Raw genomic sequence first — 23,842 nt, forward strand, 5'->3', positions numbered from 1 at the left:
CGGAGACGACATATGGCTTATCAATCGCAAGATATCATTCGTCGTTCCGCGACTAACGGTCTGACCCCCGCGCCTCAGGCGCGGGACTTCCAGGAAGAAGTGGCAAAACTCATCGACGTTACCACCTGTATCGGCTGTAAAGCCTGTCAGGTGGCGTGTTCAGAGTGGAACGACATTCGCGATACCGTCGGCAATAACATTGGGGTGTACGACAACCCCAATGATTTAAGTGCCAAATCGTGGACGGTGATGCGATTCTCGGAAGTGGAGCAGAACGACAAACTGGAATGGCTGATCCGCAAAGACGGCTGTATGCACTGTTCCGATCCAGGCTGCCTGAAAGCGTGCCCGGCGGAAGGGGCAATTATTCAGTATGCCAACGGTATCGTCGACTTCCAGTCCGAGCAGTGCATCGGCTGCGGTTATTGCATTGCGGGCTGTCCGTTCGACATTCCGCGCCTCAACCCGGAAGACAACCGCGTCTACAAATGTACGCTGTGCGTTGACCGCGTGGTGGTTGGGCAAGAACCGGCCTGCGTGAAGACCTGCCCAACGGGCGCGATTCACTTCGGTACGAAAGAGTCGATGAAAACGCTGGCGAGCGAGCGCGTGGCGGAGCTGAAAACCCGTGGTTACGACAATGCGGGTTTGTACGACCCGGCAGGCGTCGGTGGTACACATGTTATGTACGTGCTGCACCATGCTGACAAGCCAAATCTGTATCATGGCTTGCCGGAGAACCCGGAAATCAGCGAAACCGTGAAATTCTGGAAAGGCATCTGGAAACCGCTCGCAGCTGTTGGCTTTGCGGCTACCTTCGCAGCCAGTATCTTCCACTACGTGGGTGTCGGTCCGAACCGTGCGGATGAGGAAGAGAATAATCTGCACGAAGAGAAAGACGAGGAGCGCAAATGAAACGACGTGACACCATCGTGCGCTACACCGCGCCGGAACGTATCAACCACTGGATCACCGCCTTCTGCTTCATCCTGGCGGCGGTGAGCGGGCTGGGCTTTTTGTTCCCGTCCTTCAACTGGTTGATGCAAATCATGGGCACACCGCAGCTGGCGCGCATTCTGCACCCGTTTGTCGGCGTGGTTATGTTTGCCTCGTTCATCATCATGTTTTTCCGTTACTGGCATCACAACCTAATCAATCGGGATGATATCTTTTGGGCGAAGAATATTCGTAAGATCGTCGTCAACGAGGAAGTAGGTGACACCGGGCGTTATAACTTCGGTCAGAAATGCGTTTTCTGGGCGGCGATTATTTTCCTGGTCCTGTTGCTGGTGAGCGGCGTGATTATCTGGCGTCCTTATTTTGCGCCTGCTTTCTCAATCCCGGTGATCCGATTCGCGTTAATGCTGCATTCATTTGCCGCAGTGGCGTTAATTGTGGTTATCATGGTGCATATCTACGCCGCCCTTTGGGTGAAAGGCACGATTACCGCCATGGTGGAAGGATGGGTGACCAGCGCATGGGCAAAGAAACATCACCCGCGCTGGTACCGTGAGGTCCGCAAGACAACGGAAAAGAAAGCTGAATGAGTATTCGCATAATCCCGCAAGATGAGCTGGGTTCGAGCGAGAAACGTACGGCGGATATGATTCCGCCGTTATTGTTCCCTCGGCTCAAGAATTTATACAACCGCCGCGCCGAGCGTCTGCGCGAGCTGGCAGAAAATAATCCGCTGGGTGATTACCTGCGCTTTGCTGCGCTTATCGCCCACGCCCAGGAAGTGGTGCTGTACGACCATCCGCTGGAGATGGATCTGACCACGCGCATTAAAGAAGCCAGCGCACAAGGCAAGCCCCCGCTGGATATTCACGTTCTGCCGCGTGATAAGCACTGGCAAAAGCTGCTGATGGCGCTGATTGCTGAGCTGAAACCTGAAATGAGCGGCCCGGCGCTGGCAGTGATTGAGAATCTGGAGAAGGCATCGACTCAGGAGCTGGAAGATATGGCCAGCGCACTGTTTGCCTCTGATTTCTCGTCCGTCAGCAGCGATAAAGCGCCGTTTATCTGGGCTGCGCTGTCGCTCTACTGGGCGCAGATGGCTAATCTGATCCCCGGCAAAGCCCGCGCTGAATACGGCGAACAACGTCAATATTGCCCGGTATGTGGCTCTATGCCGGTGTCCAGCATGGTGCAAATTGGCACCACTCAGGGTCTGCGTTACCTGCACTGCAACCTGTGTGAAACTGAATGGCACGTAGTGCGCGTAAAATGCAGCAACTGTGAACAAAGCGGCAAACTGCATTACTGGTCGCTGGATGACGAACAGGCCGCGATTAAAGCCGAAAGCTGCGATGACTGCGGCACTTACCTGAAGATTCTTTATCAGGAAAAAGAACCGAAAGTTGAAGCCGTGGCAGATGACCTCGCCTCTCTGGTACTGGACGCGCGAATGGAGCAAGAAGGCTATGCCCGTAGTTCCATTAACCCGTTCCTGTTTCCGGGTGAAGGGGAGTAATCTCTGACGTTTTCCGGGTGGCGCTGGTCGCCCGGATTACAGCTCATAGGGTGTGACGACACCTGCTATTCCCGCAAAATCTCTCGTATTTCGCGAGGCGTTTTCCAGATATGATGTAACAGTTGCAGTTATTATAAGTTCAAGTAAAACAGCCTTGTATTAATACCAGAATAAGGGCATCTGGTTTTTTATATTCATGAATAAAAAAACTTTTGTCATTCCTTATGCTGCTTACATAGTTCTTCAACACCAACTGCCTCGTCCCTTTGCCTGCCGCCTTTTGCCTTACGCACCGGAAATTGCTGCCGCTCCAGATATTGCTCTACCGCTTCGCGTAAAATTGCAGAGCGCGAAACCTTACGCCATCCCCTGAGTTTATTCAGCCGTTTAATTGCCTCTTCTGATAAATGAAGAAAAACCGTATTCATCACCATTACCACCACCTTACATATATTACTCATTAATGTATGTGCGAAAATTACGCCGGAAAGTTAATTAACGAAAGCGGATTCTTTCATATTGTTTTGTTTTTGCGAGACGCTTTCCGGATTTTTCACGCCCGTAAATTTCCCTGTTTCCATCCAGCAAAAACGGGCGTATAAGGCTTTGCATTCGTACAGCAAAATGAGTTCTCCAATGGCACTGGAAAAAGGAATTGCAGAGTTTATCACCACGGATTTTTTCAGCGAGGCAGCGCGTACGGCGCTACGGGATGTGGCCTGGAGAGCAGGTAGGTAACTCCGGATCCAGATAAAAATTGTTTTCAACTTGAAAATATCACAGGCCTGCCTTACAGTGTTTTCAGGTTGAAAACTCGTAATGGAATTACACCATGCATGTCATCAGCCACAAACCTTTTAACGAGGCGATAAAACGCTTTCCACCTTACGAAGGTGCACTTATTGATTTATTAAATCTTCTTGAGAAAACAGAGTTTAGCGATCCGGGTGAGATGAAGAGATATATTCCCTCACTGGATAATTTTAAATACAGAGATAAATGGTGGGTTATTAATATTGCAGGTAATCATTTACGGCTTATCGCATATATTGATTTCAGGCTCCAAAAATGTTTTATCAAACATACTGTTATCTACAATGAATACGACAGATTCACAACCTGGCACCGGAGCCATAAAAATGAGAACCCATCACACCCCAGCAGAAGACTCGGCCAATTTTGGAATGCTGGTTAAGACCTTCACCCACGCAGTGAAAGACATCCCTTTATGTGGCCCTAAAGCGGATCAAGAGGAATACCATAATGCGCTGAAACTGATCGAATTTTTAGTCGATCGTGACGATCTGGAAAACCCTTTATTTGAATTACTCTGCGTGCGGATCCGCGAATATGAAAATAACGCTCCAGAATTTCAGCATTTTAATCAGAGATTAGCATCGACCCCGTGCGGTGTAAGTCTGTTACGGATCCTTATGGATCAACATGGGCTTAAAGCGGCTGATTTGGCACAAGAACTTGGCTCTAAATCTAATGTGAGTAATATTCTTAATGGTCGCCGGGCGCTCACCGTTCGCCATATCAAGGCGTTAAGCGAGCGTTTTAATCTCCCGGCTGAAGCGTTTATTGATAAGTAAAATCTCCACCCTACTCTTCTTCGTTCCCGCCCTCTTCATACGGGCCAAATGGCTTCGCGGGCAGAACGATATACGTGCCTTCAAACACTGCACCCGGCGTCTCGTCGCCAAAGATTTCGACCTGCATTTGTACCCGCGCTTTTCGTCCGCGCGCCAGACGGTCGAGATCGCCACTTAAGGCACCAAGGTCGGCTACCGCATGGGGTTTTCCGCTAATCGGTTTGCTATAGCGGATATGCGCATCCGCCAGAATAATCGTTCCGCCGAGGTGGCGTTCGCGCAGCATCAGCCAGATAAGCCCCCAACCAGTGAGCGTTGCCAGCGAGAATAAACTCCCGGCAAACAGCGTGTGATGCGGATTCTGATTGCCTGTTTCCGGCATGGTGGTGATAAATTTTTGCCCGGTATATTGCTGAATGCGCACACCCATTTTTTCACTCAGCGGGATGTGTTCATACCACGCTTGCTGGAGCTGGGCGCACCAGTCGCCGCGATGAAGAATATCATCCAGAGTGGCAACAGGTTTTATCATCAAAAAATGGCGAATAGGCGTGGTGGTTGGCGTGGTGATTTCTCCCTGATTAACAAACCCCAGCTTGGCGAAAAACTCCACCGCGTCTTCACGGGCGCTACAGGTCACGCGCTTAACGCCTTCCTGACGTGCCACCGACTCCAGGGTCATCGCCATCAGCGTGCCTAACCCTTTGTCCTGCACGTCGGGATGAACGGCCATAAAGCGAATGGACGCTTCATTGTCGGCATTAATATACAGTCGGCCTACCGCTACCAGATTACCCTGCTCGTCGACGACCATCTGGTGATGCGCCATCGCATCCCACGCGTCGCGTTCCGAACCTTTTGGTTGATGCAGGGGCTTACGCAACATTTCCCAGCGAAACTGTTAGTAACGCTCTAATTCTTCTTCTGTTTGTGGAACCCGAAGGTGATACATAGCGATACTCTCTCTTGTTTCCCGTGACAACCCTGGAAGCTGGCTCATACCTGCAACCAGAATGTCACGGGGCCATCATTGACCAGCGATACCTGCATATCCGCAGCGAAGCGTCCTGTTTGCGTGTTCATCTCTTGCTGACGGCAGCGTTCGACGAAATAGTCATATAACGCCTCTGCGCGATCCGGTGATGCGCCTTTGGAGAAACTTGGGCGCATCCCCCGTTCGGTATCTGCGGCAAGGGTAAACTGGGAAACCACCAGTACACTGCCGCCCGCCTGTTGCACGTTGAGATTCATCTTGCCTTCGGCATCGCTAAAGATGCGGTAGCCGAGCACACGCTCGCACAGACGGTTTGCTTTCTGTTCGTCGTCATCCTTTTCGACACCCAATAACACCAAAAGTCCCGCGCCAATTTCACCCGTCACTTCTCCCTCCACGGTGACGCTGGCACGGGTTACGCGTTGAATTAATGCAATCATGGTTCGTCGTCTTCTTCTTGTTCAGCAGCTTGTTTTAATTTGCGGTATTCCCCGAGAGTGACAGTAATTTCCGCGCCAAGCAAGACGATACACCATGTCCAGTAGACCCAAACAAAGAGAATGGGGATCACCGCCAGCACACCGTAAATGAGCTGATATGATGGGAACATGGTGATATAAAGCGCGAAACCTTTCTTTCCTGCTTCGAACAGGAGCGCGGCGACAAACGCGCCGACAATCGCGTCGCGGTTAGGTACACGGATGGTAGGAACGATGCTGTACAGCAGCCAGAAAGAGATCCACGACAACAGCAGCGGAAAAATACGCAGCACGTTGTCGATGACAGTATTGAGATCGCTCGCCCAGCGCAGAGACAGCAGATAGGAGCTGATCGCCAGACTGGCCCCTGCCAACAGCGGCCCCAGCGTTAAAATCATCCAGTACACGGCAAACGAGTAAATTTTGGGTCGCGCTCGTTTACTGCGCCAGATGGTATTCAACGCGCTATCGATGGAGTACATCAACAATAACGCCGTGACGATCAGCCCGCACGCCCCGACGGCGGTCATTTTGTTGGAATTGGCGACAAACTGTTCGATATATCGCTGGATAACATCGCCAGTAGCAGGCAGAAAGTTGGCAAAAATAAAGTGACGCAACTGAATGCTGACGTCGGAAAACATGGGAAAAGCGGCGAAAAGCGCAAAAACAACGGCAACCAGCGGCACTAATGAGAGCAACGACACATAGGCAAGGTTACCTGCCAGGGTTGTCATGTTGTCCTCATCAATGCGTTGCCAGAGTAGTTTTAGCCAGGCCCATAGTGGACGGGTACGATGCCTGGCTTTGTCCTGAATGGTTTTTAGCATAACACCTTCGCGAAATAGTCCGGGATGGTGGTTTTATCTTTCACCAGAATACTAGTAATGCCTAGCCGATTAGCTCCTTCTATATTATCGGCGTTATCGTCGAAAAAGACCGTATCGCTGGGTGAAAAACCTTCTGCCTGCAAAACATGCTGATAAATTCGTGCTTCAGGTTTGCGCATACCCAAGTCTTGCGACAGATAGATATGGTCAGCAGCATCACGGATTTCCGGATATTCCTCCGGCCAGAAGGTAGTATGCAGGCGGTTAGTATTGGAAAGCACCACCACGCGATGCCCCTGCTCACGCAGTTTATGCATGATGGCGATCACTTCCGGTCGTAGCGCAACAAATACCGCCTGCCAACCGTGGGAGAACTGCTCATAGCTTAGCGGCAGGGCCATCTCATGACACAGTGCCTCTGCAAACGCTTCGTCGCTAATTTCCCCACGCTCATGCTGATGAAACGCCTCGCCCATGTGGAAACTCTTCTTAAGCGTAGCCAGTGGAACACGCGTTAAATCGCTCCAGGCTTCCAGCACACGGTTAAAGTCGATATCGACAATCACATTACCTAAATCAAAGATATAGAGCATTTTTGCCTCCTTTCGCGCCACAAGAAATTAACTGTAGCGGGAAAGGATGGGTTTGGCTATGTGGCAATAAGGGTAATCTTGTGATGCTGATTGCGAAAAAGCAGAGTAATTTCACTGGCTTTTTCGCAATAGATGAATGGTTAAGATTCAGGTGTAAATTGCCAACGAGTTTCGATGACCAGCGGCTTATCTGGTGTCACAAATTCCGGCGTTAGATTTATTGCGTTAGGTGCCTGAGTCAGCGGGTTAATACAGGTGGCATCGGGCTGTTTATCAAATACCACCAGACTGTTTGCAGAAGAGGTCATGGTCATCGCGAGTTTACCAGGCCACAGTAACTTAACCTTCACCCCGTCATAAAAACCAAAACAGTCATCCCAGGGACCGACTTGAGGAGAGATACGATTTCCAGTTGGCAGTTCATCACTACCCGCTTCTTCTTGCCAGTCCGCATCAAAAAGCACCTGCAACGATTCTGTATTTTGCGGAGTCAGCTTTTTCGCAAACCACGGATGCCAGCCTGCGGAGGCCGGGAATGTATCGGCATATGAATGGACTTCCAGTTGCAAAACCAGCGCATCGTTCTCCAGCAAAAAAGTCTGAATCACTTCCCCTTGCCAGGGCCACGGTGAAGCCAGGGGCATACGTAAAGTCAGGGAATCTGCTGTTTTGTCGATGATTTCCCACGTTGAGTAACAAGCCATACCATGCAACGCATGTGGTGGTTTATTGGCGGGTAAAGAATAACATTGCCCACCAGCATTCAGCGTCGCATTCCCCAGTCGCCCTGCCCACGGCACCATTGGGAAACAGCCATACTGAAAAGCTCTGCGCTGCGGCTGCCATTGGCGTAATACTTCAGAACCAAATGCCTTTAACGAGGTTATCCTGGCACCATCATGCGGATAAATCTGCAGGTGAATATTGCCTTTTTCCAGCGTCACTAACTCTCCTACAGGCCCAGGCCATGGCGCGTCAAACGCCTGTTGTAGCGCCAGGTAATGCTCGTTTTTTCGTTCAGTTTTCATGAGATTGTTCCCTGATGTAGCGGTAAGAAGCGGTTTCTTGTTCATCGGTTGGCTCAATCAGCCAGACGCAAACAAAGGAAAGAACTGAGACAGCAAATAAAAACAGAGCGACATACCACGGTTTTCCTCCCCCTAGCGCCAGCAAACTTGAGGCGATAAGGGGGCTTAGTCCGCCAAGAATCGCGGAAAATTGATAAGCAAAAGAAAGGCCGGTATATCGTACTTTGGTACCGAACATGCGGGTGAAAAGTGTTGGCTGCACGGCAAACATCATCGTCGGACCTAAGTTGTAGCCAAGGATCATACTGCACCAGATGATGAGCGTACTTTTGCTATCCAGTAATAAGAAGAAAGGAAACGCGAACAGGACACAAAATCCTGCTCCCGACAAATACAGACTTTTTTGACCTATACGATCTGATAACCATCCAACCAATGGACAACTGAAAATACCGATCGCCGAGGCAATCAACATACCCGTCAGGGGAATATCTCGCGACAATGCTAATTGGCTGGAAATATAGACAATACCAAAGGCGTTAATAATATTAGAGGAGACACTTTCCGCCAGCCTCGCACCCAGTGCCAATAAAATATTTCGTGGATGTTTTTTGAATAATTCAATCAACGGAGGAACGGACTTTTCTTTATTATTCGTCGTTTTTTGCTTTTGAAAATCCAGCGTTTCTTCGGTATGCAGGCGGATAAACAGCCCAACGATCAACATCACCGCAGAAAGCCAAAACGGAATGCGCCATCCCCAGGAGAGAAACTGCTCCGAAGTAAGAAAATGGTTACAGAGAGCAAAAATACCGGTTGCCAGCATAATACCCACAGACGCAGCCGTTTGCGGGAGTGAACCTAAAAATCCGCGTCGGGATTCGGGCGCTGATTCTATGGTCATCAATGCCGCTCCGCCGTACTCGCCACCAAGACCAAAGCCCTGAATCAAACGCAGCACCATTAATACAAGCGGTGCCCAAATGCCAATTTCCTGATACGTCGGAATAAAACCAATCAAAAATGTGGAGCAACCGACAATAGCCAGCGTCCAGATAAGTGTTATTTTTCGCCCGATTTTATCGCCAAAATGACCAAAGACGATGCCACCTAAAGGACGAGTCAGAAAACCAACACCAAAGGTCGCAAAGGAAGCTATAAGACCTATAAAAGGATCGCTGTCTGGATAAAACAGCGGTGCAAATACCAGTCCTGCTGCCGTGCCAAAAATAAAGAAGTCATACCATTCCATTAACGCGCCTGCGAAACTGCCCATAACGACACGTCTCATGGCTTTACCGGAAAGCCCTTCACGCGGTGCGGGTAACTTTTCAGACATAATTTTCCTCTCCTGGTAGGCGAGAAATCTGGGATACGAACCACTAAACGTGGGCAGTTTGAATTAATGCGCATCGGCTTAAACCGATGCGCATTAAATTATTTCTTCAATTCAGCCAGAACCTCTGCGTCCTCAGCATCAACATTTGCACCCAGTGGTTCCCAATTAATCAATACACAGGTCAGGAATCCCAGGAATGGCACGATTGCCAACCAGTAAAACGCTTCGGTTTTCAACGCACCCCACAGCATCGGCCAGAAAATGAGTCCTGCAATTGCCCCTGTGCGCATAATAGCGCGGGCAAATCCGACCCCAGTAGGGCGAATAGCGGGAGGATAAGAGAGTGTGGCAATGGTCATGCCCAGCCCACCAGGACCCGCTGAATGGAAGAAAATAATTGATCCCAATAACCCTAAAGACAGCCAGGGATTAGTCGTTGCCAGTGCGCCTAACGACAGCAATGCTAAGGTCACAACAGCAAATCCATACATCGACTGTCGGCGAGTACCCAGTCGTTGGAGAATAAACGAGCCGATCATCCCGCCTGTCACCCCACAAAGGGCATTCACGACGGCAGAACCGGTCAACGCGCCAGTAAGCCCGCCACTTATTATTCCCGCCAACGTAAGAGGAAGATAAACACCTACGGCGTTATATTGCCACGCCTGCATGGTTGCCACGACACAGCCAAGAATGGTGCGTTTGCGGTAACGATCATTAAATAAGATGCCATATCCACCACTATATTTATTCTCTGCTTTTTCCGAGAATTTCGCTTCTGTTGTACCCGATGCCGCAACGCGAGCCTGAACACCATAACGTTTTCCCAGAATGTCGCACGCTTCCTGGTAACGCCCGACGCGTGCGGCCCACATTGCGGATTCACCAATAAAGAAGTAACGCAAAATCATGAAGATGACTGCAAAAATAGCTCCGATGAATATTCCGTAACGCCACAATTGTTCTTCAGCGATACCCGACAGAAGCAGCGGCAAAAGCACCAAATAAACAACGGTTGTCGAAACATACCAGGCCATTTGCCAGAGGTTGACCGACGTTCCGGTTTTCTTCGACGTTGAACCACGAAGCTCTGCCACGGCATTGGTTGCCAAAGGGAAGTCGATGCCTAAACCAAAGCCCATGATGACGCGGCACACCAGCACCCACCAGATACTGGGAGCAATAGCTACCGCTGCAGCACCGATGGTGCACAGCCCCATGCCAATAATAAATGCCCGCTTTTGCCCAAAGCGGTTTATTACTCGGTTCGCTAATAAACCGCCAATTAACGCGGCGATTAATACTGATGCATTGACGGTTGCAGCAAGACCCGGCGAAATGCCGAATTGAGCGGCAATGTATTTATTACCAAACCCCACCATCGCCGCCTGGTAGGCATCAATCAATATGCCGCCCAAAGCAATAAAAATAACGCCGATACTGGTGTTGATTGCAGAGTTCTTATTAACAATATCAATTACGTCCTGTGGCCGACTAATTGAATAAGTTGCAGGACTGGTGATTTGACTCATCGCAGTGTCCTTTTTAATTGTTGTAGGGTGGCGCTGACGTGACGCAGCGCCAGACAGAGATTTAGAAAATCATTCCGGCGCAAATTGCAGCATGACCTTTATGGAGTCATTTTGCTGCGCGCGTTCGAATGCCGCCGCTGCATCCTCAATGGCAAATAAATCGGTAACCAGTTCACTGGTATCAAACCGCCCATCCGCCAGCCATTCGATAACAGCATCGAAATCTTCAGGGATGTACATGCCAGAGTTGAGCAAGTCACGCTCGAAACGTTGCATCATCGGTAATGGTATTTCACGCGGCCCACTTGGTACGCCCATGCACACGACGGTGCCTCCGGCATATACACGGGTACATGCATCGTTAAGCGTGGCCTGCGCTGCAACGACATCAATCGCCCCCGTAAATCGCACATCTGCGGCCAGCTCACCTGGTGCCCAAACTTCTGCTGCGCCCAGTTTTAACGCCAGCGCGCGTTTGGCAGCGTCAGGTTCAATCACGGTAATCTTACCTGCCCCCATAATGCGCAGTGCCTGCACGATGGATAAGCCTATCGTTCCGGCACCAATCACCAGTACGCTTTCCAGAGAAGCTTTCGGCATTCGGTTAACGCAGTGACGAGCACAAGCCGCCGGTTCGGCAAAGGCCAACACTTTTAGCGGTAAAGAGGCTGGTGCGACATGGCAATTACGCGCAGGAACAATGTGTTGTGAGCGAGCAAAGCCCGGTGCGCGAAAACCAGCAACCTGCGGTGGTTCACAAAGATTAAAACGTCCTGCTTTGCAGGCTCGGCATTCCATGCAAGCCATGATGGGATCGACCACAACATGATCGCCCGGCTGTACATTTTTAACGTCGCTGCCCACTTCCGTAACGCGCGCTGCAATTTCATGACCGGGGACGACAGGCGGTTTGGCAAACGGATGACCGCCTTTCAGAACATGCAGATCCGAACCGCATATCCCGTAGAACACGGGCGCAATCCGTACTTCGTGCGGTTTAAGTTGCTGGTGTGGTACTTCAACATATTGAGTGGTGACTTTCCCAATATCTGAAAATAAAACCTGGGTAATTTTATCCATTGTTATTCTCCAGAATCGATATCCATAGGGGATTAGCGTTGCGCGATACCTTCATCGACAATTTCAGCCAGCCGTTGCAAGCGTGGAACGGAGACATCGCGCAGCATGGTTTGTGGATCTTGTGCACCAACAACCGACGCCCAAACCGCTCGTCCAGCCAGGAAGCCCGACGCACCACCTTTCATGGCAATACTTACTGCACGGCCAAAAATATCGGCATCAACGCCAGAAGAAAGAATTACCCACGGCATCTTCATCTGATCGTTAAGTTGCTGACAGGCAGCAAGTAAGGTTTTTTCATCGCCTTTGCCCCCTAATGGCATCTCGGCTTTGTAAAGATCAGCCTCTGTTCCACCAAGCTCTGCGGCGGCGGCAACAATGGCGCTTTCACGATCAAAGTCCCAACCGCGACGAGGTGGACGCACCACAGGTTCAATAATGCTAACCAGCCCGGCACTACGGCAGCGACGAACAAATTTATCAACCATTGCCAGACGTTCCTCTGCGGGTTCATCTTCACGCCAGAGTACAAGTAATTTCATTGCCTTAGCCCCCATTTCACGGGCTTTATGCGGGTCGACGGACATATCTATTTCAACGCTATCAACCGGGATGCCATTACCTGGGATAAAAAGATCGGCAGCGACAATCAGGCCGCAAGAATTAGCCACAGCGCCCTGCTCGACTATTTGTTCAAGACAAAATTGTTTATCCGCCAGAACGGCAGAAGCATAAGGAGAAAGGATTCGGGTCGCGGCAACTTTAAAATCGGTGAGTACACTGTCGGCGATGGGTTTTGGCTGCCCTGCTGCCGCAAACATCAGGCGCATGGCCTCACGCTGATCGACAGCTAACATGGCGAATCCACCACCTGGGCGGGAGATATCTTTCAGCGTAAATGGGGTGAAGTGGGATGACATAGAAACTCCTGTTAATAGATAAAATTAAAGACCAGCCTGCTGGCGAACCTGATTTAGCAGGGCGCTCCAGTCCTGCCGCCCTTTGCCGTCTTGACTTGCTGCGGCGTAATAACTTTCTGCTGCAATCCCCATATTGAGCGGCGCCCCCGTTTCCCGAGCGACGTCAACTGCAATACGCAGATCTTTCAATGCCAGGTCCACCATGAAGGCGGGAGAAAGATCACCTTTCAGCACTTTGCCAGGCCAGGTGGTCGTAAAATGTCCTTTCCCTGCTGCCGTACCACTCATCACCTTAATTGCGACATCAAGATTTAATCCCAGTGACTCACATAACACAGCGGCTTCGGAGGACAGCGCATTAAGCGCAATGCTCATATAGTTGTTAATTAGCTTCACGCGGATCCCCATTCCTGGGCCACCAGCCTCGACCAGCTCATTACCCATGCACATGAGAATCGGGCGTGCACGCGCAATCTGCTCATCAGTGCCGCCCGCTAAAATCAGCAATGTGCCATCAATCGCATTCACTGACGTTCTGCCCACGGGGGCGTCCATCATATTGATGCCTTTTTCTTGTAATTCCCGTATTAATGCATCGGTCTGTAAGGGATGAATAGTCGACATATCAATCACTAACGCGTCAGATGAAACAGTTTCACAGACGCCTTTTTCCCCCAACAGCACCTGTCGAACAATGTCCCCATTGGGAAGCATAGTGATGATAAATTCAGCGCTTGCTGCCGCTTCCGCTGGGGTTTGTGCCGCAGTGGCCCCCTGCGTAACTAGCGCATCGACGGCCTGTGTATTGACATCAAATACCTGTAATGAATGCCCTTTTTGCAATAGATTGTTAGCCATTGGGCTACCCATCTGCCCCAGCCCGAGAAATGCAATGGTTGCCATGAATACTCTCCTGTCTGACATTGACAAAATAATGACAATTGAAAATTCGTTTTCGTCTGTTTTTGAGCATATTTGTAATTTATGTTCAAAAACACGACACGCATCACTAATTTGATCATTTGTGTCATTTAAATTGACCAAAGACGACAAAATTAAACAGGACAAGACAAATATGACCAGAATTGCATGCGTGGGTATCACAGTTCAGGACAGAATTTATTCTTTGCCCACTCTGCCGGAGGGTGGCGGGAAATATCAGGCAAATCATTATCTTGAGATTGGTGGCGGCCCGGCAGCAACAGCCGCTGTTGCAATCGCAAAGCTTGGCGTGGAGGTTGATTTCATCGGTCGCGTCGGCGATGACAGTTGTGGAAATACCTTACTTGCAGAACTTGAGGGTTGGGGCGTCAATACCGCATTTTGCCGCCGATATCCTAACGCCCGTTCGTCGCAATCAGCGATCCTCGTTGATCAGCATGGCGAACGGATTATCGTTAATTATCCAAGTCCTGATCTCGGTACTGATGCCGAATGGTTAGAAGCGATCGATTTCTCTCGTTATGATCTGATTCTGGCCGATGTTCGCTGGCATAGCGGTACTGAAAAAGCATTCTCGCTAGCGCGCCTTGCGGGTGTGACAACGCTTTTAGACGCCGATATGACACCGCAGGATATTTCTCCACTTGTCGCGCTTGCCGATCACGCCGTGTTCTCAACACCAGGGCTGAAACGCATGACTGGCCTGCAGTCACCTGAAGAAGGTTTGTTCCAGGCAACGACACAAACAGCAGGTAAAGTGTATGTTACGCTGGGTTCTGAAGGATCGTTGTGGATTGAAGATGGTCATTTGTGTCAACAGGAGGCATTTTCTGTCAATGTGGTTGATACCACTGGAGCAGGCGATGTTTTTCACGGCGCACTCGCGGTAGCGTTGGCAGAAAAAATGCCAACAAAAGAGGCTATTCGTTTTGCCAGTGCGGTTGCCGCGATGAAATGTACCCAGCCTGGCGGTCGGGCCGGCATTCCTAATCGTGAGCAAACCGAATCATTTTTGTCACTTTATGCGTAAAATGGTAAACATCTACCGAGGAGGGGCAAGGGAGTATTCATGAGTATCATCGAAGTGACAGGTAATCCACGCCATGACCAACTCGTTCATCTAATCGCAGAACGCGGTTATATGAATATTGAAGAACTGGCACAACTGCTGGATGTTTCAACGCAAACCGTGCGCCGGGATATCCGAAAACTCAGTGAGCAGGGCTTGATCACCCGTCATCATGGAGGGGCCGGGCGCGTCTCCAGCGTCATGAATACCGCTTTTGAGCAACGGGAACTTTCGCTCACCGCCGAGAAACGGGCGATCGCTGAGGCAGTCGCCGATTACCTTCCCGAACGCTGTACCGTCTTTATCACCATCGGTACAACCGTAGAAGCCGTTGCCAGGGCATTACTCAACCGGCGTGATTTACGCATTATCACTAATAGCCTGCGTGTGGCACAGATTCTTTATAAGAATCAGGATATTGAAGTGATGGTGCCGGGAGGCACTTTACGCGCTCATAACGGTGGGATTATCGGCCCAGGAGCCGTGGATTTTATTGAAGGCTTCCGCGCAGATTATTTAATCACCAGTATAGGTGCCATTGAACATGACGGCACCCTACTGGAATTTGATGTCAATGAAGCGTTAGTCGCGAGAACGATGATTAAACATGCGCGGAATACATTGTTAGTGGCCGATCATACGAAGTTTACCGCGTCTGCTGCCGTTTCAATTGGCAATGCACGGAATGTCAGGGCTTTTTTTACTGATGCCCCGCCTCCCAATTCTTTCTGCCAGTTGTTAAGTGAAGAGAATGTTGAACTGGTGGTTGCCGAGCAAGAAGTATCCTGAAATTGAAACTTCGGTTGATACGGTTTTCGTTGGCCGGATTAAGCACATCCGGCCACTAATTAAGCTTCAGCCGCCAACATCTCTTTCTTACGTTGGCTAATACGCTTAACCAGCATTACGGAAACCACCGCACCACAGAATGCGAAGCAGGCCATAATGCCAAACACGATTTTGTAGCCAATAATCCCCGGATTTAAATCCAGAATGTAGCCATACAGACTGAAGCAGAACATCGCCGGGGCGTAACCAATAAAGCTACCCAACGCCATCGCCGCGCCTGTTTTATTTTCAGCAATTTTTGCTTCGCCGATAGGTGCAAAAAATACGGCTCGCTGTGTGAAGACTATAGCGCCAAAGCCCAGCGTACATGCCATCCCTAAATAGACCGGCATACTTTCGTGCGGCAGCATAATCAACAGTACGAGCGCAGCGGTACTGATGATAAAGGTGTAGCATAGATATTTACTCGGCGATTTCAGGATCTTATCTGAAATCATGCCACCAATCGGTCCTCCAATCATTTTCAGACAGTATTGGTTAATGATGCCGTAAGCCCCCACCAGAGCAACGGGCAATAGATAGATGTTTTTCAGGAATGGAATGAAGAATGTTAGGCCACAGTAAACCGCGTAAACGAAGAAGACGTTGAAAGCGATAAGCCAGATGGTTTTGTCTCTCAGCACCGAGGTCATACTGGTGTTTTGCGATGCTCCGTCTTCTTTTTTCACCTCAACGGACGATGCCTCTTCTTTGTCATTCAGGACAAAGAAAATAATAATGCCTACGGCAATCACAATAAGGGAATAGAACCAGATGCCTGCTTTAAAACCCAATAAGCCACTGCCAAACCAGGTAAATACTGCCAACGCAGAAAATGCCACCACGGTATCGACAATACCACGCCCTGTTTCGAAGAAGCCAAACAACCGACCTTGTTGTTCGCTATTGCCCAATCGACTTACCGACTTGAGCAAGACCGGCCAGTTCATCATGTCGCAAGTAACGCCAAATAGCGCCCAGACAAAGAGGATGCCCCAATACCCCGGCATTGTCGTCAAATAAACACCCAGTAATCCTGTCGCAATGAGTGAGAATGACATGGTGTATCTGCGCGGTAGTTTATCGGCAAAATAAATAGACAGAAAAAAGCCCACTGTGGTGACAAATGAGTTTACCGACATAGCATTACCAATTTGACCATTGGTCAAATGGAAATATTCCTGCATCGGGATATAAAACGCATCTTTCAGCGACGGTAATTTATAAATTGTACCGCCACACAGTGTTAATAGGCTAAATAACGCCCATTTCTTTTTCGTGAGCATAACATTCCCTAAGCGATTTTTAAAATCACTGTTTTAAAGGCAATAAGATACCGACCATTCATATGGAATGGTTTTATTAACTGCGTATGAGTTAAAACTTATTAGTTGTTCAGAAGATGGTTTGCCTCTTGTTTGATTTGTTGTAGTACGTTACGCACATGATTTATCTGATTAATTGCATCTTCTTTTTCTTTACGTAACCGCGCATCCAGTAAATGATTTTCTGGCAATGGTGTTTCACTCATCTGGCGATAAGGGATCCACGGATTATCATCTTCGTCTTCAAAGCGGAACGCCGGTGCATAATAATCAACCTCTTCTTCCAGGCCATATGCCGTCACCTGCGGCTCATCATCACCCAGGCAGATAAGGTGCGTTAATAACGCTTTGAAGGGCATATCCCCCTGACCTGAAATACAGGCTTTATGTCCCAGGCCACCCTGTTCTTTAACAATCAAAGCATCTTTGATATGGACCTGAGTAATATGCGGTGCCATCGTTTTTAAAGCGTCGATGGGATGCTCATTTGCATTGATCATGTTCGCAAAATCAAACAGTAAGGAAAGAGACTCCATCTCACTTTCTTTGACCAGCGACACCAGCTCATGACTTTTTAAATCTTCATGCTGCTCGATCGTAAAAGTCAGGCCGCTGTCCTGATACGTTTCTCGTACATAGGTAATGTCGTTAGCGATAATCGATAATACGTCACGCAAATTACCTTCATAACGCGGATAAAAACGTACGGAGGATGCCCCAGTTTTCAACGCGATGGCGACGGCTTCGTCAATAGATTTTTTATCTGAGGCGCTGGTTTCAATATGAATATCAAGGTTCAGACGGCGGGCTTTATCCCCAAAGGCAGAGAGTTCTTTATCGTCCATATTACCAAGAGAAAAACGCTCTCCATCCAGAACATGGATTTTGACGCCACGTAGATTATTTTCACTTGCGATATCAAGTAAATCAGCAGGCAACACTCTTTCCAGTCGCATATTTAAATGAAAGGCATAAGCATGTAAATAAAGAGGAAGAGTGTCGACACGTTGTAGAATCTTTCTTGCGTTATTTATTGTCACCATAAAACACCTACAGATTAATGATGAGGTCTACGGCCTCAAATCGCCAATATTCAATATCTATCTGGACAATATTGCCCTGCTGGTCGGCGCGATGCTTTTCAATTAAGATCGCTGGCATACCCGCAGAACCGCCAAGATACTTGCTGATATCGCCCGGCATTCTGACGGGTTTGAAAATCAATTTTTTTACTACCGTCTCTTTTTGGTAGCACTTTTCCCAGACTGCAGAAAATGAGTGGTTTTCAAGTTGTTCAATAAAACCCGGGGCAACTTCAGGATTAATATATGTTTCGTGATAGAAAACTTTATGTCCTTCCAGCGCTCCCCAGCCGGTGATGCGATAGAGTTCAGTTGATGGTGTCACTGTAATCAGTGGCACGAGCGTCTCGGGAATATCTCTGGTACGGCTTTTCTCGGTAAACCCCCAGGAAGGCTCCCGCCCTTGCTCAATTGCAGCCCGCTGAAAGCTCGCCGACAGCTCTGGACTGTAATTAAATCGCGGCTGGGTCACGAACCACCCTTTACGATCCTTACGGAAGATTTTGGATTCTGCCTCGAGGTTCAACAACGCCTGGCGCAGCGTCATACGTTTAATGCCCAGCAGTTCTCCCAGCTCTCTTTCTGAAGGGAGTTTTCCACCCGGCGTGGTGATGCCATCTTTCAACCACCGATCCAGTTTCTCTTTTGCATTTTCTACGGTGGATTGATTCTCCGCCATTGTTTAATCCTTTTGGTTTAAACCAGATGAGGCATCTTACGCTTACGCCAAAAAAGAAAGCAATTAACGGCGTATGACTTTGCAGATAATTGTGACAAAGCTCTCTATTGACGTAATCACAGACTTATAAGGGAGATACTCGCATTGGTGTGCGCTCACGACAGGCAAAAAAAAACCTGCCATCGCTGGCAGGTTTTTTATGACTAAAAAACGAAATTAATCGTCTTTCGGTGCGCGGTTAGCGCGACGACGATCGTTTTCCGTCAGGTGACGTTTACGAATACGAATAGAGGTCGGAGTCACTTCTACCAGTTCGTCATCATCGATGAACTCCAGAGCTTGTTCCAGAGTCATGCGGATAGGCGGAACCAGAACAACGGCTTCGTCAGTACCGGAAGCACGCATGTTGGTCAGTTTCTTACCGGTCAGGCAGTTTACAGTCAGGTCGTTAGAGCGGCTATGAATACCGATAATCTGACCTTCGTAAACTTCAGCACCGTGACCGAGGAACAGCTTACCGCGATCCTGCAGACCGAACAGCGCGAACGCGACCGCTTTACCCTGACCGTTAGAGATCAGTACGCCGTTCTGACGCTGACCCACTTCACCCGGACGTACGTCGTCGTAGTGGCTGAAGGTGGAGTACAGCAGACCAGTACCGGAAGTCATGGTCATGAACTCAGAACGGAAGCCAATCAGACCACGGCTTGGGATCACGTAGTCGAGACGTACGCGGCCTTTACCGTCTGGATTCATGTTTTTCAGGTCGCCTTTACGTTCGCCCAGCGCCTGCATTACAGAACCCTGATGCTGTTCTTCAACGTCCAGCGTCACGTTTTCATACGGCTCTTGTTTACGACCGTCGATTTCACGGAAGATAACCTTCGGACGGGATACCGCCAGTTCGAAACCTTCACGACGCATGTTTTCGATCAGAACAGACAGGTGCAGTTCGCCACGACCAGAAACGCGGAACGCATCGGCGTCTTCGGTTTCTTCTACGCGCAGCGCAACGTTGTGTACCAGTTCTTTGTTCAGACGATCCAGGATCTGACGAGACGTTACGAACTTACCTTCTTTACCGCAGAACGGCGAGGTGTTAACGCAGAAGAACATAGAAACGGTCGGCTCATCAACGGAGAGTGCCGGCAGCGCTTCAACGTTTTGCGTGTCGCAAACGGTGTCAGAAATGTTCAGTTCGCCAAGACCCGTGATCGCCACGATATCGCCAGCTTCCGCCAGATCGGTTTCGATACGTTCCAGACCGAGGTGGCCCAGCACTTTACCGACTTTCGCGTTGCGGGTTTTACCTTCGCTATCGATGATAGTAACCTGCTGGTTCGGCTTCACTTTACCGCGCTTGATGCGGCCAATGCCGATAACGCCAACATAGCTGTTGTAATCGAGCTGAGAAATCTGCATCTGGAACGGACCGTCAAGGTCAACGTCCGGCGCAGGAACGTGGTCAACAATCGCCTGGTACAGCGGGGTCATGTCTTCCGCCATATCTTCGTGGTCCAGACCCGCGATACCGTTCAGCGCAGAAGCGTAAACGATCGGGAAGTCCAGCTGCTCGTCGGTCGCGTCGAGGTTAACGAACAGATCGAATACCTGATCCACAACCCAATCAGGACGCGCGCCAGGGCGGTCAACTTTGTTGATAACAACAATCGGCTTCAGGCCGTAAGCAAACGCTTTTTTGGTTACGAAGCGCGTTTGCGGCATCGGGCCGTCAAATGCGTCAACCACCAGCAGCACTGAGTCTACCATGGACATTACACGTTCAACTTCACCACCGAAGTCGGCGTGCCCCGGGGTATCAACGATGTTGATACGGTAATCATTCCATTTGATAGCGGTGTTTTTCGCGAGGATGGTAATCCCACGCTCTTTCTCCAAATCGTTGGAGTCCATCACGCGCTCTTGGGTTTCGGCACGAGAGTCGAACGTACCGGATTGTTGGAGCAGCTTGTCTACCAGGGTGGTTTTACCATGGTCTACGTGCGCGATGATGGCGATATTACGCAATTTTTCGATCACAACTTTGCCTCAGGCATTAGAAATAGCGCGTTATTGTACACGGATTAATCGCACTACAAAACAGGATCACAAACATCCTCCGCAAACAAGTATTGCAGAGTCCCTTTGTGATCGCTTTCACGGAGCATAAAAAGGGTTATCCAAAGGTCATTGCACCAATATGGTGCTTAATGTTCCCATTGAAGCACTATATTGGTGCAACATTCACATCATGGTGCAGCCCTTTTGCACGATGTTAAGCATGATAACGCCTTTTAGGGGCAATTTAAAAGTTGGCACAGATTTCGCTTTATCTTTTTTACGGCGACACGGCCCATTTAATTGCAGATTTCGTTACCACGACGACAATGACCAATCCAGGAGAGTTAAAGTATGTCCGCTGAACACGTACTGACGATGCTGAACGAGCACGAAGTGAAGTTTGTTGATTTGCGCTTCACCGATACCAAAGGTAAAGAACAGCACGTCACTATCCCTGCTCATCAGGTGAATGCCGAATTCTTCGAAGAAGGCAAAATGTTTGACGGCTCCTCGATTGGCGGCTGGAAAGGCATTAACGAATCCGATATGGTGCTGATGCCAGACGCATCCACCGCAGTGATTGACCCGTTCTTCGCCGATTCTACCCTGATTATCCGTTGCGACATCCTTGAACCTGGCACCCTGCAAGGCTATGACCGTGACCCGCGCTCTATTGCGAAGCGCGCTGAAGATTACCTGCGTTCTACTGGCATTGCCGACACCGTACTGTTCGGGCCAGAACCTGAATTCTTCCTGTTCGATGACATCCGTTTCGGATCGTCTATCTCCGGTTCCCACGTTGCTATCGACGATATCGAAGGTGCATGGAACTCCTCCACCCAATATGAAGGTGGTAACAAAGGTCACCGTCCGGCAGTGAAAGGCGGTTACTTCCCGGTTCCGCCGGTAGACTCAGCTCAGGATATCCGTTCTGAAATGTGCCTGGTGATGGAACAGATGGGTCTGGTGGTTGAAGCTCATCACCACGAAGTCGCTACCGCAGGTCAGAACGAAGTGGCTACCCGCTTCAATACCATGACCAAAAAAGCTGACGAAATTCAGATCTACAAATATGTCGTGCACAACGTGGCGCATCGTTTCGGTAAGACCGCGACCTTTATGCCAAAACCGATGTTCGGTGATAACGGTTCCGGTATGCACTGCCACATGTCGCTGTCTAAAAACGGCGTCAACCTGTTTGCTGGCGACAAATACGCAGGTCTGTCTGAACAGGCGCTGTACTACATTGGCGGCGTAATCAAACACGCGAAAGCGATTAACGCCCTGGCAAACCCGACCACCAACTCTTACAAGCGTCTGGTCCCGGGCTACGAAGCACCGGTAATGCTGGCTTACTCTGCGCGTAACCGTTCTGCGTCTATCCGTATTCCGGTGGTTTCTTCTCCGAAAGCACGTCGTATCGAAGTACGTTTCCCGGACCCGGCGGCTAACCCGTACCTGTGCTTTGCTGCCCTGCTGATGGCCGGTCTTGATGGCATCAAGAACAAGATCCATCCGGGCGAAGCCATGGACAAAAACCTGTATGACCTGCCGCCAGAAGAAGCGAAAGAGATCCCACAGGTTGCAGGCTCTCTGGAAGAAGCACTGAACGAACTGGATCTGGATCGCGAGTTCCTGAAAGCCGGTGGCGTGTTCACGGATGAAGCGATCGATGCGTACATCGCTCTGCGTCGCGAAGAAGATGACCGCGTGCGTATGACTCCGCATCCGGTAGAGTTTGAGCTGTACTACAGCGTCTAATAGTTGAAGTTGTACTACCCGGCGCAACAACGCCGGGATTTAGTTGCCGTGGAAACTTTCAGCCCATCTCTGCATGGGCTTTTTTCTCCGTCAATTCTCTGATGCTTCGCGCTTTTTATCCGTAAAAAGCTATAATGCACTAAAATGGTGCAACCTGTTCAGGAGACTGCTTTATGGCAACAGGCACGCAGCCCGATGCTGGGCAGATCCTCAACTCGCTGATTAACAGTATTTTGTTAATCGATGACAATCTGGCGATCCATTACGCCAACCCCGCCGCGCAACAACTGCTCGCCCAAAGCTCCCGCAAATTGTTTGGTACGCCGTTACCGGAACTGTTGAGCTACTTCTCATTAAATATCGAGCTGATGCAAGAAAGTCTGGAGGCGGGGCAAGGTTTTACCGATAACGAAGTGACGCTGGTCATCGACGGGCGCTCGCATATCCTTTCTGTGACGGCTCAGCGTATGCCGGACGGCATGATCCTGCTGGAGATGGCACCGATGGATAACCAGCGCCGCTTAAGTCAGGAACAGCTACAGCACGCCCAGCAGGTTGCTGCCCGTGATTTAGTGCGCGGCCTGGCACATGAGATTAAAAATCCGCTTGGCGGTTTACGTGGCGCGGCGCAGCTGCTCAGCAAAGCATTACCTGACCCGTCACTACTCGAATATACCAAAGTGATTATCGAACAGGCGGACCGGCTGCGAAATCTGGTCGACCGTCTGTTGGGGCCGCAGCTGCCCGGTACGCGCATTACCGAAAGTATTCACAAAGTGGCTGAACGCGTGGTGACGCTGGTGTCGATGGAACTGCCGAACAACGTGCGGTTGATTCGGGATTACGACCCCAGCCTGCCGGAACTGGCGCACGACCCGGATCAAATTGAACAGGTCTTGCTGAATATTGTGCGCAATGCGCTACAGGCGCTGGGGCCGGAGGGTGGTGAAATCATTCTACGTACCCGCACAGCGTTTCAACTGACCTTACACGGCGAGCGCTATCGGCTGGCGGCGCGGATTGATGTGGAAGATAACGGGCCGGGCATTCCGCCTCATTTGCAGGATACGCTGTTTTACCCGATGGTCAGCGGCCGCGAAGGTGGCACCGGGCTTGGCTTATCCATCGCCCGTAATTTGATTGATCAGCATTCAGGCAAAATTGAATTTACCAGTTGGCCAGGTCATACCGAGTTCTCGGTTTACCTGCCTATCAGGAAATAAAGGTGACGT

General features: G+C 49.8%; 23 protein-coding genes and 1 pseudogene. 9 read left to right on the forward strand and 15 right to left on the reverse strand.

Going from position 1 to position 23,842, the window contains the following annotated elements:
* The first annotated feature begins 12 nt into the window (after positions 1–12).
* Genes fdoH through fdhE form a run of 3 tightly spaced genes read left to right on the forward strand, consistent with a single transcriptional unit; the run spans position 13 to position 2,473 of the window.
* Positions 13–915 (forward strand): formate dehydrogenase O subunit beta, encoded by a 903-nt coding sequence (gene fdoH, locus ACJHYO_RS22285; RefSeq protein WP_000331377.1) that lies wholly within the window; start codon positions 13–15, stop codon positions 913–915.
* Positions 912–1,547, forward strand: coding sequence for a formate dehydrogenase cytochrome b556 subunit (gene fdoI, locus ACJHYO_RS22290; RefSeq protein ID WP_000829013.1), 636 nt, complete (start codon positions 912–914; stop codon positions 1,545–1,547). Before fdoH ends, fdoI begins: the two co-directional genes overlap by 4 nt.
* On the forward strand, positions 1,544–2,473 hold the full coding sequence (fdhE, locus tag ACJHYO_RS22295; RefSeq protein WP_000027720.1) for a formate dehydrogenase accessory protein FdhE: 930 nt from the start codon (positions 1,544–1,546) through the stop codon (positions 2,471–2,473). The genes fdoI and fdhE overlap by 4 nt, the downstream gene beginning before the upstream one ends.
* Positions 2,474–2,688: 215 nt before the next feature.
* Here the strand turns inward: fdhE and ACJHYO_RS22300 are convergent, their stop codons facing one another.
* On the reverse strand, positions 2,689–2,907 hold the full coding sequence (locus ACJHYO_RS22300; protein ID WP_001468130.1) for a CopG family transcriptional regulator: 219 nt from the start codon (positions 2,905–2,907) through the stop codon (positions 2,689–2,691).
* Between the two features lie 398 nt (positions 2,908–3,305).
* Here ACJHYO_RS22300 and ACJHYO_RS22305 point away from each other — a divergent pair, with 398 nt between their 5' ends.
* Both ACJHYO_RS22305 and ACJHYO_RS22310 read left to right on the forward strand, forming a co-directional pair.
* Positions 3,306–3,668 carry a type II toxin-antitoxin system HigB family toxin gene (locus ACJHYO_RS22305; RefSeq protein WP_000558156.1) on the forward strand — a complete coding sequence of 121 codons (363 nt, stop codon included), beginning with the start codon at positions 3,306–3,308 and terminating at the stop codon, positions 3,666–3,668.
* Complete coding sequence (locus tag ACJHYO_RS22310) at positions 3,613–4,068, forward strand: type II toxin-antitoxin system HigA family antitoxin (protein ID WP_001534936.1); 456 nt, start codon at positions 3,613–3,615, stop codon at positions 4,066–4,068. The genes ACJHYO_RS22305 and ACJHYO_RS22310 overlap by 56 nt, the downstream gene beginning before the upstream one ends.
* A gap of 10 nt (positions 4,069–4,078) precedes the next feature.
* Here the strand turns inward: ACJHYO_RS22310 and fabY are convergent.
* From fabY to yihU, 10 genes and pseudogenes are all read right to left on the reverse strand, one after another.
* Positions 4,079–5,020: pseudogene (gene fabY / locus ACJHYO_RS22315) on the reverse strand (fatty acid biosynthesis protein FabY).
* A gap of 44 nt (positions 5,021–5,064) precedes the next feature.
* The gene (dtd, locus tag ACJHYO_RS22320; RefSeq protein ID WP_000560983.1) at positions 5,065–5,502 is read right to left on the reverse strand and encodes a D-aminoacyl-tRNA deacylase; all 438 of its coding nucleotides are present in this window, start codon (positions 5,500–5,502) and stop codon (positions 5,065–5,067) included.
* Positions 5,499–6,371, reverse strand: coding sequence for a virulence factor BrkB family protein (locus ACJHYO_RS22325; RefSeq protein WP_000920762.1), 873 nt, complete (start codon positions 6,369–6,371; stop codon positions 5,499–5,501). The genes dtd and ACJHYO_RS22325 overlap by 4 nt, the downstream gene beginning before the upstream one ends.
* The gene (gene yihX, locus ACJHYO_RS22330) at positions 6,365–6,964 is read right to left on the reverse strand and encodes a glucose-1-phosphatase (RefSeq protein WP_085455620.1); all 600 of its coding nucleotides are present in this window, start codon (positions 6,962–6,964) and stop codon (positions 6,365–6,367) included. Before yihX ends, ACJHYO_RS22325 begins: the two co-directional genes overlap by 7 nt.
* A gap of 140 nt (positions 6,965–7,104) precedes the next feature.
* Positions 7,105–7,992: an aldose 1-epimerase gene (locus ACJHYO_RS22335; protein WP_001298595.1), complete on the reverse strand. Its 888-nt coding sequence runs from the start codon at positions 7,990–7,992 to the stop codon at positions 7,105–7,107.
* Positions 7,982–9,331, reverse strand: a complete 1,350-nt coding sequence (locus tag ACJHYO_RS22340) for an MFS transporter (RefSeq protein WP_001291199.1) — start codon at positions 9,329–9,331, stop codon at positions 7,982–7,984. Before ACJHYO_RS22340 ends, ACJHYO_RS22335 begins: the two co-directional genes overlap by 11 nt.
* 98 nt (positions 9,332–9,429) lie before the next feature.
* Positions 9,430–10,863, reverse strand: coding sequence for an MFS transporter (locus tag ACJHYO_RS22345; protein ID WP_000078433.1), 1,434 nt, complete (start codon positions 10,861–10,863; stop codon positions 9,430–9,432).
* A gap of 69 nt (positions 10,864–10,932) precedes the next feature.
* Positions 10,933–11,943 carry a zinc-dependent alcohol dehydrogenase gene (locus tag ACJHYO_RS22350; protein WP_000357981.1) on the reverse strand — a complete coding sequence of 337 codons (1,011 nt, stop codon included), beginning with the start codon at positions 11,941–11,943 and terminating at the stop codon, positions 10,933–10,935.
* 32 nt (positions 11,944–11,975) lie between these two features.
* Positions 11,976–12,863, reverse strand: coding sequence for an aldolase (locus ACJHYO_RS22355; protein ID WP_000094544.1), 888 nt, complete (start codon positions 12,861–12,863; stop codon positions 11,976–11,978).
* Positions 12,864–12,887: 24 nt separating this feature from the next.
* Positions 12,888–13,766, reverse strand: a complete 879-nt coding sequence (yihU, locus tag ACJHYO_RS22360) for a sulfolactaldehyde 3-reductase (protein ID WP_001468132.1) — start codon at positions 13,764–13,766, stop codon at positions 12,888–12,890.
* 172 nt (positions 13,767–13,938) lie between these two features.
* On the opposite strand from yihU, the gene ACJHYO_RS22365 reads away from it, so the two are divergent.
* Together ACJHYO_RS22365 and ACJHYO_RS22370 are read left to right on the forward strand one after the other, a co-directional pair.
* Positions 13,939–14,835 carry a sugar kinase gene (locus ACJHYO_RS22365; RefSeq protein WP_000196715.1) on the forward strand — a complete coding sequence of 299 codons (897 nt, stop codon included), beginning with the start codon at positions 13,939–13,941 and terminating at the stop codon, positions 14,833–14,835.
* 39 nt (positions 14,836–14,874) lie between these two features.
* Positions 14,875–15,663, forward strand: coding sequence for a DeoR/GlpR family DNA-binding transcription regulator (locus ACJHYO_RS22370; protein ID WP_000022287.1), 789 nt, complete (start codon positions 14,875–14,877; stop codon positions 15,661–15,663).
* Between the two features lie 59 nt (positions 15,664–15,722).
* On the opposite strand, the gene ACJHYO_RS22375 is transcribed toward ACJHYO_RS22370, so the two are convergent.
* The 4 genes from ACJHYO_RS22375 to typA all read right to left on the reverse strand — a co-directional run bounded on the left by ACJHYO_RS22375 (position 15,723) and on the right by typA (position 20,828).
* A complete protein-coding gene (locus ACJHYO_RS22375) occupies positions 15,723–16,988 on the reverse strand; it encodes an MFS transporter (RefSeq protein WP_001357068.1) in 1,266 nt (421 codons plus the stop codon).
* 101 nt (positions 16,989–17,089) lie between these two features.
* Positions 17,090–18,070 carry a sugar phosphate isomerase/epimerase family protein gene (locus tag ACJHYO_RS22380; protein ID WP_085455619.1) on the reverse strand — a complete coding sequence of 327 codons (981 nt, stop codon included), beginning with the start codon at positions 18,068–18,070 and terminating at the stop codon, positions 17,090–17,092.
* A gap of 7 nt (positions 18,071–18,077) precedes the next feature.
* Complete coding sequence (locus tag ACJHYO_RS22385) at positions 18,078–18,788, reverse strand: GntR family transcriptional regulator (protein ID WP_000829801.1); 711 nt, start codon at positions 18,786–18,788, stop codon at positions 18,078–18,080.
* Between the two features lie 216 nt (positions 18,789–19,004).
* Positions 19,005–20,828, reverse strand: a complete 1,824-nt coding sequence (typA, locus tag ACJHYO_RS22390) for a ribosome-dependent GTPase TypA (RefSeq protein WP_000570668.1) — start codon at positions 20,826–20,828, stop codon at positions 19,005–19,007.
* A gap of 372 nt (positions 20,829–21,200) precedes the next feature.
* Between typA and glnA the strand changes: the two genes are divergently transcribed.
* Entirely contained in the window at positions 21,201–22,610 is a 1,410-nt protein-coding gene (gene glnA / locus ACJHYO_RS22395) for a glutamate--ammonia ligase (RefSeq protein ID WP_001271717.1), read from the forward strand.
* A 173-nt stretch (positions 22,611–22,783) separates the two neighbouring features.
* Complete coding sequence (gene glnL / locus ACJHYO_RS22400) at positions 22,784–23,833, forward strand: nitrogen regulation protein NR(II) (RefSeq protein ID WP_000190574.1); 1,050 nt, start codon at positions 22,784–22,786, stop codon at positions 23,831–23,833.
* The last annotated feature ends 9 nt before the right edge of the window (positions 23,834–23,842 follow it).

Source organism: Escherichia sp. WS1118, assembly GCF_046487695.1.
Classification (GTDB): domain Bacteria; phylum Pseudomonadota; class Gammaproteobacteria; order Enterobacterales; family Enterobacteriaceae; genus Escherichia; species Escherichia coli.

Bases quoted from the DNA above. Each gene is read 5' to 3' on its own strand.
- fdoH (WP_000331377.1), top strand. From the start codon at position 13: ATGGCTTATCAATCGCAAGATATCATTCGTCGTTCCGCGACTAACGGT.
- fdoI (WP_000829013.1), top strand. From the start codon at position 912: ATGAAACGACGTGACACCATCGTGCGCTACACCGCGCCGGAACGTATC.
- fdhE (WP_000027720.1), top strand. From the start codon at position 1,544: ATGAGTATTCGCATAATCCCGCAAGATGAGCTGGGTTCGAGCGAGAAA.
- ACJHYO_RS22300 (WP_001468130.1), bottom strand. From the start codon at position 2,907: ATGGTGATGAATACGGTTTTTCTTCATTTATCAGAAGAGGCAATTAAA.
- ACJHYO_RS22305 (WP_000558156.1), top strand. From the start codon at position 3,306: ATGCATGTCATCAGCCACAAACCTTTTAACGAGGCGATAAAACGCTTT.
- ACJHYO_RS22310 (WP_001534936.1), top strand. From the start codon at position 3,613: ATGAGAACCCATCACACCCCAGCAGAAGACTCGGCCAATTTTGGAATG.
- dtd (WP_000560983.1), bottom strand. From the start codon at position 5,502: ATGATTGCATTAATTCAACGCGTAACCCGTGCCAGCGTCACCGTGGAG.
- ACJHYO_RS22325 (WP_000920762.1), bottom strand. From the start codon at position 6,371: ATGCTAAAAACCATTCAGGACAAAGCCAGGCATCGTACCCGTCCACTA.
- yihX (WP_085455620.1), bottom strand. From the start codon at position 6,964: ATGCTCTATATCTTTGATTTAGGTAATGTGATTGTCGATATCGACTTT.
- ACJHYO_RS22335 (WP_001298595.1), bottom strand. From the start codon at position 7,992: ATGAAAACTGAACGAAAAAACGAGCATTACCTGGCGCTACAACAGGCG.
- ACJHYO_RS22340 (WP_001291199.1), bottom strand. From the start codon at position 9,331: ATGTCTGAAAAGTTACCCGCACCGCGTGAAGGGCTTTCCGGTAAAGCC.
- ACJHYO_RS22345 (WP_000078433.1), bottom strand. From the start codon at position 10,863: ATGAGTCAAATCACCAGTCCTGCAACTTATTCAATTAGTCGGCCACAG.
- ACJHYO_RS22350 (WP_000357981.1), bottom strand. From the start codon at position 11,943: ATGGATAAAATTACCCAGGTTTTATTTTCAGATATTGGGAAAGTCACC.
- ACJHYO_RS22355 (WP_000094544.1), bottom strand. From the start codon at position 12,863: ATGTCATCCCACTTCACCCCATTTACGCTGAAAGATATCTCCCGCCCA.
- yihU (WP_001468132.1), bottom strand. From the start codon at position 13,766: ATGGCAACCATTGCATTTCTCGGGCTGGGGCAGATGGGTAGCCCAATG.
- ACJHYO_RS22365 (WP_000196715.1), top strand. From the start codon at position 13,939: ATGACCAGAATTGCATGCGTGGGTATCACAGTTCAGGACAGAATTTAT.
- ACJHYO_RS22370 (WP_000022287.1), top strand. From the start codon at position 14,875: ATGAGTATCATCGAAGTGACAGGTAATCCACGCCATGACCAACTCGTT.
- ACJHYO_RS22375 (WP_001357068.1), bottom strand. From the start codon at position 16,988: ATGCTCACGAAAAAGAAATGGGCGTTATTTAGCCTATTAACACTGTGT.
- ACJHYO_RS22380 (WP_085455619.1), bottom strand. From the start codon at position 18,070: ATGGTGACAATAAATAACGCAAGAAAGATTCTACAACGTGTCGACACT.
- ACJHYO_RS22385 (WP_000829801.1), bottom strand. From the start codon at position 18,788: ATGGCGGAGAATCAATCCACCGTAGAAAATGCAAAAGAGAAACTGGAT.
- glnA (WP_001271717.1), top strand. From the start codon at position 21,201: ATGTCCGCTGAACACGTACTGACGATGCTGAACGAGCACGAAGTGAAG.
- glnL (WP_000190574.1), top strand. From the start codon at position 22,784: ATGGCAACAGGCACGCAGCCCGATGCTGGGCAGATCCTCAACTCGCTG.